This is a genomic window from Pseudomonas sp. SDI (genome assembly GCF_003105155.1).
In the GTDB taxonomy this organism is placed as follows: domain Bacteria; phylum Pseudomonadota; class Gammaproteobacteria; order Pseudomonadales; family Pseudomonadaceae; genus Aquipseudomonas.
In genome coordinates, this window is sequence record NZ_QETK01000007.1 from 167,303 (window position 1) to 176,842 (window position 9,540).

Consider the following 9,540-nt stretch of genomic DNA (forward strand, 5'->3'; position numbering starts at 1 on the left):
TTATGACAATCGGCGATCTGCGCTGGGATGGGCTGAATTTCAGGCACAAAAAAAGACGTCCGTGGACGTCTTCTTCTGCGAATTTGGTGGAGCCGGGGGGATTTGAACCCCCGTCCGCCAGTACTCCGCTGTCGGTACTACATGCTTAGCCAGGTCTATTAAGTTAACCCTCAGCGACCCGACTGGCAGGGTGCATTGGGCGAGTTGTGTAAGTTTTAGCCACTTCGTCCACAACGTACTACGCGGCGATCCTGTTCTGTATGACAATCATTTTGGGTTTACAGGCATCCCCTGATGATTGCTGGAGCCGAAGCTACCAGGAGAGCGGGCTCAGCTGCTTACGCAGCGAGAGCGTAACCCTCGTAGTTTTCGTCATTGGCAACTATAGAAAGTTGCAACAGTGGATTTACGAGTTCTGTTACCAACTCGGCATGCACCTAGAGTTTCGTGACCGGCGTCGAATCCTAATCGGCCCCATTTTCTGCTCTAGCGCTAGCATCCTTTCGAATGCCTGAGGCGGAGTATACGCCATCGGTCGGGCGACGTCGACTGCTGGTCCGGGCGCCCGCCGACCCGCATCACGAACCGCTGCTGTCGCCGTTGGTGGCTTGTTCCTGACGCTCTAAGATCGTGCTGGTAATGGCAATGCAGTCCTTGGTATTGCCCACCGCCTGGGCGGCGTCCTGCATCTGCTTGGTCATGTTGCCGTCGATCTTCTGCAGGTTGGCCGCGCACAGATCGTCTTCCGCAAACACAGGGGAGGCGAGCAGTGCCGCAGTGATGAACAGTCCGCTAATCGCAGTACGCTTTATGTGAATTTCCTTGGCTGGGAAGACCTCAGGATTTGGGGGCACAGTGAGTCCTACTGGGCGCGGGCGCTAGTGACGCGGTCTACCAGATAGACCAGCCCGTGATAGTCGATCCCGCCGTGATTGCTCAGGCCGATTTCACAGGTGCGGCTGGTGGAGATCCCTTCGCTGCAATACTGCACCGCATCCTTCAGGCTGCGCAGCGAATGCGCATTCAGCTCCGGCGTGGTGAAGCCCTTGTCGCCGGCAAACCCGCAGCAATGAATACCCTCGGGAATCACCACCTGCGTGCTGCAGCGCCGCGCCAGGTCGATCAGCGCCTGGCTTTCGCCCAGGTGCTGGGTGCTGCACGTTACATGCACGGCAATCGGCGCCTCCTGCGGGGTGAACACCAGCTTGTCGAGCAAGTGGGTGCGGATGAAGCGTACCGGGTCATACAGGTCGAGTCGGGTGTCCGCCAGATCTTGCACCAGGCGCAAGGTACACGGGCTGGTATCGCAATAGATCGGGTCGAGCCCGCCGCGGCTGGCCTGCAGCAACGCGGCAATCAGTTCCTGGCGCTTGTGCTCGGCCTGTTCGGCATAGCCCTTGGAGGCAAACGGCTGACCACAGCAGAGGCTGTCCTGGTTATCCGGAAACACCACGTTATAGCCGGCCTTCTCCAGCAGCCCGCGAGTCTTGTCGAGCAGCGACATCTGTTCGCGGTCGCCCGCTGCCGGGCCCATCACTCGCGACACACAGGCCGCCAGATACACCACGCGCGGCCGTGCGTCGTTGCTCGCCGGGCTCAGGCGCAAGGTGCCCAGCGGCTGCGGCATGGCCGCCGTCCACTGCGGCAGCCGGCCGTGGCTGGCCTTGCTCAGGACGGCACTGAGCCTGCTCAGCCGCGGTGCCCCGAGCAATTTGCGCGCGCCGTTGGCGGCACGCAAGGTCAGCCGCGCGCCGCTCAGCGCGGTATGGAAGTTGTCCGCCAGCCAGTCGGCCGCCTTGGCATGCCCGGCAGCCTGTGCGCGCAGCTTCTTCACCAGCTCGCCGGTGTTGATCCCCACCGGGCAGCGCTGGGCGCACAACCCGGTGGCCGCGCAGGTATCGATGCCCTGGTACTGGTAATCGCGCTCCAGCGCCTCGGTGTCGAGGCCGGCACGTTTTTTCGCCTGGATATCCCGCCACATCACGATGCGCTGGCGCGGGCTCAGGGTCAGCCCTTTCGATGGGCAGACCGGCTCGCAGAAACCGCATTCGATGCACTTGTCGACGATCTCGTCGGCCGCCGGCAGTGGCTTGAGGTGTTTGAGGTGGATCTGTGGGTCGTCGCTGAGGACCACGTCCGGGTTGAGTATGCCGTTCGGGTCGAGCAGGCGCTTCAGCGTCCACATCAACTGGTAGGCGTCATGCCCCCACTCCAGTTCGACAAACGGCGCCATGTTGCGTCCGGTGCCGTGTTCGGCCTTGAGCGAACCGCCGAACTCCACTGCCACCAGTTGTGCCACGTCGTCCATGAAGGCCTGGTAGCGTGCCACTTCCTCGGGGCTGTTGAAGCCCTGGGTGAAGACGAAGTGCAAGTTGCCCTCCAGCGCATGGCCGAAGAGGATCGCCTCGTCGTAGTGGTGCTTGTCGAACAGCGCAATCAGCCGGTTGACGCCAATCGCCAACTGCTCGACCGGGAAGGTCACGTCTTCGATGATTACCGTGGTGCCGGTCTTGCGCACCGCGCCGACGGCCGGGAAGGTGTCCTTGCGGATCGCCCAGAGCTTGGCGTTCTCCTTGGCGTCTTCGGTGAAGTCGATCTGCTTTTCCACCGGGAAGTCGGCCAACGCGGCCATGATCTGCGCCAATTGTTCGTGCAGCAGTGCCTGGCTGGCGGCGCGGGATTCGATCAGCAGCGCACAGGCGCCATCGGACAACGCCTGGACGAACGCCGGCATACCCGGCTTGTCCTGTACCGAGCGCAGGCTACGGCGGTCGAGCAGCTCGACCGCCGACACCGGCTGCTGCTTGAGCACGGTCACCGCGTTGCAGCAGGTTTCCACGTCGGGGAAGACAATCAGCGCCGAGGCCTTGTTCGGGTGATCGATCACCGTGTCGTAGGTCACCGCGCTGATAAAGCCCAGGGTACCCTCGGAGCCGACCAGCAGATGGCTGAGGATATCCAGCGGTTGGTCGTAGTCGATCAGCGCGTTGAGCGACAGCCCGGTGGTGTTCTTCAGCCGGTATTTATGCCGAATCTTTGCGGCCAGCTCGCTGTTTGCACGGGTCTCGCGGCCTAGCCGGGCCAATTCGGCGAGCAGCCCGGCGTGGCTCTGTTCGAAAGCTGCAACGCTGGCCGGGTCTTCGCTGTCCAGACGGGTGCCGTCGGCCAGCACGAGGCGCATGCCGGCCAGGGTGTGATAGGTATTCTGCGCGGTGCCGCAGCACATGCCGCTGGCATTGTTGGCGACGATGCCGCCGATCTTGCAGGCGTTGATCGAGGCCGGGTCCGGGCCGATCTTGCGCCCGAACGGCGCGAGCCAGGCATTGGCCTGGGCGCCGATCACGCCGGGCTGCAGGCGGATCTGCCGACCGTCGTCGCGAATCTGCCGCGCGTTCCAGTTGTCGCCCAGCACGATCAGCACCGAGTCGCTGATGGCCTGGCCCGACAGACTGGTGCCGGCCGCGCGGAAGGTCACCGAAACCCGGTCGCGCTGGGCCAGTTGCAGCAGTGCGACCACTTCATCTTCCGACTCGACGCGCACCACCAGTTTGGGGATCAGCCGGTAGAAACTGGCGTCGGTGCCGAAGGCCAGGGTCGAGGTCGGATCGTCGAAGCGGCGCTCGCGCGGGATCAGCCGTGCAGCGTCTTGCACAAAGCGGGTGGGCAGGCTCATTGGTCCTCCAGGATCAACAGCACCAGGTCTTTCGGGCCATGGGCGCCATAGGCCAGTACCTGTTCGATATCGGCGGTTTTCGACGGGCCGGAGATCAGCAGGGCATTGGTCGGCATGCCGGCCGCCCAGGCGAACTTCTGCTGCACCTCATAGAAGTTGTTGTGGATTTCGCTGGCCTTGAGCAGGGCGAAATGCACTGGCGGCACCAGGCTCATCAGCCGCGGCTCCTGTGGTGTCGGCCAGACGATCAGGCTGCCGGTGGACGCGATGGCGCCGAGAGTGCCGGTGAGGCTGGCCGGGGTGTCGTTGAACAGCTCGGCCTTCCATGCCTCGACCGGCCGATCATAGGCCTTGAGCGTCGGCAGGCCGTCGTTGGCCGCCCAGTACGCGGCCAACTGCTGACCATGCGGCGTGCCTGGTGCCACCAGCAGGCTCGGCAACTGGCGCTCGGCCAGCAAGCGCGCGAGCAGGGCGGTCCAGCCGTCGCCACGGGTCAGGTGGATCTCGGTGTGCACCGCTTCCATCTGCTTGCGCAACTGAGCGATGCGCTGCTCGGGCGGATAGCTCCAGGGTTCGGTGACCAGCGCTTCGTCGAAGGTGTCGGCCAGCGGCGTGGTGCCGCTCAGGCTTTTGCGCAGCTTGGCGAGGATGTTCTGTTTGGCACTCATCGGCGTTGATCCTGCTTGGCCAGGTGGTCGCGGGCCAGCTCATGCAGCGAGCGGGCAGCCGGTTTCGGCGCGCTGTGGTTCTGCGTCCACGGGCCGACGTTGTTCGGCACCAGCTGGCGCAGGCGTGTGGCAAAGAAGCCGAACAGCCGGTACAGCGTCGGCGAGGTGTTGAGCCGGGCCCAGAAGTTCCAGATCAGGCGTTCCTTGCGCGAGTACTTGCTGCCCTGGCCGCGCATCACTTGATGCGGGCTGTCCGGGGCCTTGACGTTCTCTTCACGCAGACGCCGCAGCAAGGCCGGGATCGGAATCTTAACCGGGCATACTTCGCCACAGGCGCCGCACAGCGACGAGGCGCTGGGATGGTCCGGGACCTTGGCCAGGCCGACCATGTGCGGGGTGATGATCTTGCCGATCGGACCGGGATACACCTCGCCGTAGGTATGCCCGCCGACGCGGGTATACACCGGGCAGTGGTTCATGCAGGCGCCGCAGCGGATGCAGTTGAGGGTCTGGCGCAGTTCGCTGTCGGCGAAGGCCTGGCTGCGACCGTTGTCGAGCAGCACCAGGTGCACTTCCTGTGGGCCGTCGAGTTCTTCCGGTGTGCGCGGGCCGGAGATCATGTTGACGTAGGTGGTGATCGGCTGGCCCAGTGCCGAGCGGGTCAGCAGCGACAGCAGCGGCACTACATCGCGCAGGTTCTCGACGACTTTCTCGATCCCGGTAACGGCGATATGCACCGGCGGTACGGTGGTCGACATGCGCCCGTTGCCTTCGTTTTCCACCAGCAGCAACGTGCCGGTTTCGGCCACGGCGAAGTTGACCCCGGAGACGCCGACATCGGCCTCGAAGAACTTCTCGCGCAGCACGCGGCGACCGATCTGGATAAGTTGGTCAACGTCCTTGGTGTACTCCACGCCAAGTGTGTCGTGGAACAAGGACGCGACCTGACCGGCGTTCTTGTGGATTGCCGGCATAATGATATGAGAAGGCTTCTCGTGGTCGAGCTGGACGATGAACTCGCCCATGTCCGATTCCAGGCATTCAATGCCCTGTTCAGCGAGGACATGGTTCATCTCCATCTCTTCGCTGACCATCGATTTGCCCTTGATCACTTGCCGCGCCTCGTGAGCGCGGATGATCGAGAGGACGATGCCATTGGCCTCGTCCACCGTTTCCGCCCAGTGCACTTTCACACCGTTGCGAGTCAGGTTCTGTTCAAGCTGCTCGAGCAGGTCGGGCAGCTTGGATAATGCGCGGGCGCGGATGGCGTTACCCAGCGCGCGCAGATGCTCGCGTTCGTGAGCATCGCTGAACGCCACAGCACGCTTGGTCATCAGCGAGTCCATGGCACTGCGGAAGTTGTTCCGCAGTTGTTGATCGCCCAGGGCCTTGTGGGCCCGGGCACGAAAATCGGCTTCGACCGCGACGGTCGGAATCAGCGTCGGCGCGCTCATTGGCCACCCCCGGTACGCTGCCAGAGGAAGCTTGCCAGGTGTTGCCCGCGCAAGGCTTCGTTCTGTTTCTCCAGGGCGCCGTTGATGTTCATCAGGCAACCACAGTCGGCGCTCACCACGTGCTGCGCACCGGAGTCCTTCAGGGACCGGGTCTTGTCTGCAACCATCGCGCCGCTGATGTCTGGCATACGGACGCTGAAGGTCCCGCCAAAGCCACAACATTCGCTTTCATGGCCGTGTTCGACCCGCTCCACATTGCCCAGTTGCGCCAGCAAGGCACGCCCGTGCAAATGGGTGTTCATTTCCCGGCGCGCCGAGCACGACGTGTGCAGGGCGACTTTCACCGGGGTACCGCAGTCGTTCAGCTGGACCTTGCACACATTGAGCAGGAACTCGGCCAGCTCGAAGGTGCGCTCGGCCAGGTGGCGGACCTGTTGCAAGGTGGCCGGCTCGTCCTTGAACAAGTCGGCATAGTGTTCGCGAATCATCCCGGCGCAGGAGCCCGAGGGCACCACCACCGGATGCTCACCGGCAAACAGCGCCAGTTGCGCCCGCGCCACGTCGCGGGCCTGTTCGGTGTAGCCGCTGGTGTATGCCGGCTGGCCGCAGCAACTCTGCCCCTGGGGAAACTCGACACGAATGCCTTCGCGTTCCAGCAGGCGGATCGCGTCCATCCCCGCCTCGGGGTAGAACAGGTCGAGCACGCAAGTGCCGAACAGATAGACCTTGGCCGGTTTGCTTTGCGGATAACTCCGCGGTTGGGGCACTGGCGGTGCGACGCGGGTAGCGTTGGGCACAGCGTTGTAAAACAGCTCGCTCATCAGGCGTGTCTCCGGGTGGGCCCGGTTATCCGTCCAGCGTGCCTGGCGAAAGGTATCGGGTGAAGCTTTCGCCAGGCTTGCAGACCGGGTTATGGAACAACGGGCGCCGGTTGCCCGGCGCCGGGTTTATTGCAGCAAAGCCTAGTAGCCGATCAGTGCACCAGCATGCCGGTCAGCCAGTACGCCTGAACCAGGGTAATCAGGCCGACGATGGTGGCGAAGAACAGGCTGTGCTTGAGGGTGAAGCGGAACAGATCGGACTCTTTGCCAACCAGGCCGGTGGCGGCACAGGCGACGGCAATCGATTGTGGCGAGATCATCTTGCCGGTCACGCCACCGCTGGTGTTGGCCGCCACCAGCAGGGTGTCGTTGACCCCGATCTGGTGCGCGGTGGTGGCTTGCAGCGAGCTGAACAGGGCGTTCGACGAGGTGTCCGAGCCGGTCAGGAACACGCCCAGCCAGCCAAGGAACGGCGAGAAGAACGGGAACGCTGCGCCAGTACCCGCGAGCACCAGGGCCATGGTCGAGGACATGCCCGAGTAGTTGGTGACGAAGGCGAAAGCCAGCACCATGCCAATCGACAGGATCGGCCAGCGCAGCTCGTAGACGGTCTCTTTAAAGGTGGTCAGACCAGTTTTGAAGTTGATCTTCAGCACCAGCATCGAGATCAGTGCCGAGAAGAAGATCGCGGTGCCGGTGGCGGAAATCGGGTCAAGCTTGAACACCGCTGGGATCGCAGTGGGTGCGGCCACGATGGGCGCGGTCTTGATCACCAACTGGTCCAGGTGCGGGATGGCGAAGTTGAACACCCAGCTGTACATCGAACCGCCGGCGGCGAACATTGCCTTGAACGGTTTCAGGGTCCAGAGGGTGACCAGCACCGTGAGGATCAGGAACGGCGACCAGGCTTTGAAGATTTCGCCAAAGCTGTACGGCGAAGGCTGCATGGTGCGCACCTGGCCGAAACCACCGGTGCTCTTCACGGCCGCGGCGCCAACGCTGGCGGCCTCGTTGAAGGCGCGCTTGGGCTGCCAGACCTTGAGGAACAGGGTCAGGGAAATCAGGCTGGCCAGGGCCGAGGTGATGTCCGGCAGTTCCGGGCCGATGAAGTTCGAGGTGAAGTACTGGGTGACCGCAAAGCTCAGGCCGGCAACCAGTGCCGCAGGCCAGGTTTCCTTCACGCCACGCAGGCCATCCATCATGAACACCAGCCAGAACGGCACGAACAGCGACAGCAGCGGCAGTTGACGACCGGTCATGGCGCCGATGTGGAAGGCGTCGATGCCGGTCACCTGGCCGGCGACGATGATCGGGATACCCAGGGCGCCGAAGGCGACCGGCGCGGTGTTGGCGATCAGGCACAGGCCGGCGGCGTACAGCGGGTTGAAGCCCAGGCCAACCAGCAGGGCAGCGGTGATCGCCACCGGCGCGCCGAAACCGGCCGCACCTTCGAGGAAGGCGCCGAAACAGAAGCCGATCAGCAGCACCTGTAGGCGCTGGTCGTCGGTGATCGACAGTACCGAGCTGCGGATGACTTCGAACTGGCCGCTCTTGACCGTGAGTTTGTAGAGGAAAACCGCCGCGACGATGATCCAGGCGATCGGCCACAGGCCATAGGCAAAGCCGTAGCCGGCCGCGGCGAAGGCCATGTCGGCGGGCATCTGGAACGCAAAGATGGCGACCAGGATCGACAGACCCAAGGTGATGCTGCCCGCGACATGCCCCTTGAGTCGGAACACGGCCAGCGCCAGGAAGAAGAACACAATGGGAATGACTGCCGCCAGAGCGGACAGGCCAAGACTACCGAGCGGGCTATAGAGTTGTTGCCAGGTTTGCATATGGGGTGGCCCCTAATTGTTGTTGGTCAGGCACTGGCATTGGATAATTGGTAATACCAATTTACAATGTCGAGGCGCTAGGTTAAAAGCCTCGCTGTGGGTGTGTCAATTTGCCTCGGCGAAACTTTCGTCGGATGCCACCGGCAGGGGTGTCTGAGTGGTAGGGAAATTTCCCAACTGGAGGGTGTCGGGCAGGCGCGGATAGGCCAGAATAGACGGCCCCGAAAGCACCCGGGATTGTGGAGAGCATGTGATGGTTTTCGATCAGGTCCGCCAACGCCGTTTGTCCGACGATATCGTCGAGCGGCTTGAGGGGATGATTCTTGAGGGCACGTTGACCGCCGGCGAACGCCTGCCTGCCGAGCGCGCGCTGGCCGAGCAGTTCGGCGTGTCGCGGCCGTCGTTGCGCGAGGCGATCCAGAAACTGGTGGCCAAGGGGTTGCTGGTCAGTCGTCAGGGCGGCGGCAACTATGTGGCCGAATCACTGGGCACGACTTTCAGCGATCCGCTGTTGCAACTGCTCGAATCAAACCCCGAGGCGCAGCGCGACCTGCTGGAGTTCCGGCATACCCTGGAGGCTTCGTGCGCCTATTACGCGGCGATCCGCGCAACCGAGGTCGATCGCGAGCGGCTCAAGGCCGCGTTCGATGCTTTGCAGGATTGCTACAGCCGGGTTGACGACGTCAGCCGGGCGGAGGAGGGCGTGGCGGATGCACGCTTTCATCTGGCGATTGCCGAAGCCAGTCATAACGCGGTGTTGTTGCATACCATCCGTGGCTTGTTCGACCTGCTCAAGCGCAACGTGGTGACCAACATCGGCGGGATGTACAAGCAGCGCAGCGAAACCCGCGACATGCTGATCACCCAGCACCGGGAGTTGTACCTGGCGATTGTCGAAGGGCGAGCGGAGGATGCCCGGGAGGTGTCCAGCCGGCACATCCTGTATGTGCAGGAGGTGCTCGAAGAAGTGCGCCAGGAAGTGCAGCGAGTGGCGCGGGCAGAGCGGCGCAAAGGGCGTTAGGCGGCGGTGCTGCTATCGCGGGACGAGCCCGCTCCCACAAGAGCAGCGCTGTTCTTTGTGGGAGC

Annotated in this window: 7 protein-coding genes and 1 other RNA gene; 1 reads left to right on the forward strand and 7 read right to left on the reverse strand. The window is 63.2% G+C overall.

Going from position 1 to position 9,540, the window contains the following annotated elements; translation table 11 throughout:
- Nucleotides 1–84: 84 nt before the first annotated feature.
- The 7 genes from ssrA to DCO48_RS07010 form a co-directional block, all read right to left on the reverse strand.
- Nucleotides 85–476, reverse strand: a transfer-messenger RNA (tmRNA) gene (gene ssrA / locus DCO48_RS06980).
- A 102-nt stretch (nt 477–578) separates the two neighbouring features.
- A complete protein-coding gene (locus DCO48_RS06985) occupies nt 579–812 on the reverse strand; it encodes a hypothetical protein (protein WP_116549876.1) in 234 nt (77 codons plus the stop codon).
- A gap of 50 nt (nt 813–862) precedes the next feature.
- Nucleotides 863–3,673 carry an FAD-binding and (Fe-S)-binding domain-containing protein gene (locus DCO48_RS06990; protein WP_116549868.1) on the reverse strand — a complete coding sequence of 937 codons (2,811 nt, stop codon included), beginning with the start codon at nt 3,671–3,673 and terminating at the stop codon, nt 863–865.
- Entirely contained in the window at nt 3,670–4,341 is a 672-nt protein-coding gene (locus tag DCO48_RS06995) for a lactate utilization protein (RefSeq protein ID WP_116549869.1), read from the reverse strand. The genes DCO48_RS06990 and DCO48_RS06995 overlap by 4 nt, the downstream gene beginning before the upstream one ends.
- The gene (locus tag DCO48_RS07000) at nt 4,338–5,795 is read right to left on the reverse strand and encodes a LutB/LldF family L-lactate oxidation iron-sulfur protein (protein WP_116549870.1); all 1,458 of its coding nucleotides are present in this window, start codon (nt 5,793–5,795) and stop codon (nt 4,338–4,340) included. Before DCO48_RS07000 ends, DCO48_RS06995 begins: the two co-directional genes overlap by 4 nt.
- Nucleotides 5,792–6,616, reverse strand: coding sequence for a (Fe-S)-binding protein (locus DCO48_RS07005; protein ID WP_116549871.1), 825 nt, complete (start codon nt 6,614–6,616; stop codon nt 5,792–5,794). The genes DCO48_RS07000 and DCO48_RS07005 overlap by 4 nt, the downstream gene beginning before the upstream one ends.
- Nucleotides 6,617–6,768: 152 nt before the next feature.
- A complete protein-coding gene (locus tag DCO48_RS07010) occupies nt 6,769–8,454 on the reverse strand; it encodes a lactate permease LctP family transporter (RefSeq protein WP_116549872.1) in 1,686 nt (561 codons plus the stop codon).
- 253 nt (nt 8,455–8,707) lie between these two features.
- On the opposite strand from DCO48_RS07010, the gene DCO48_RS07015 reads away from it, so the two are divergent.
- Nucleotides 8,708–9,475: a GntR family transcriptional regulator gene (locus DCO48_RS07015; protein WP_116549873.1), complete on the forward strand. Its 768-nt coding sequence runs from the start codon at nt 8,708–8,710 to the stop codon at nt 9,473–9,475.
- Nucleotides 9,476–9,540 lie beyond the last annotated feature (65 nt).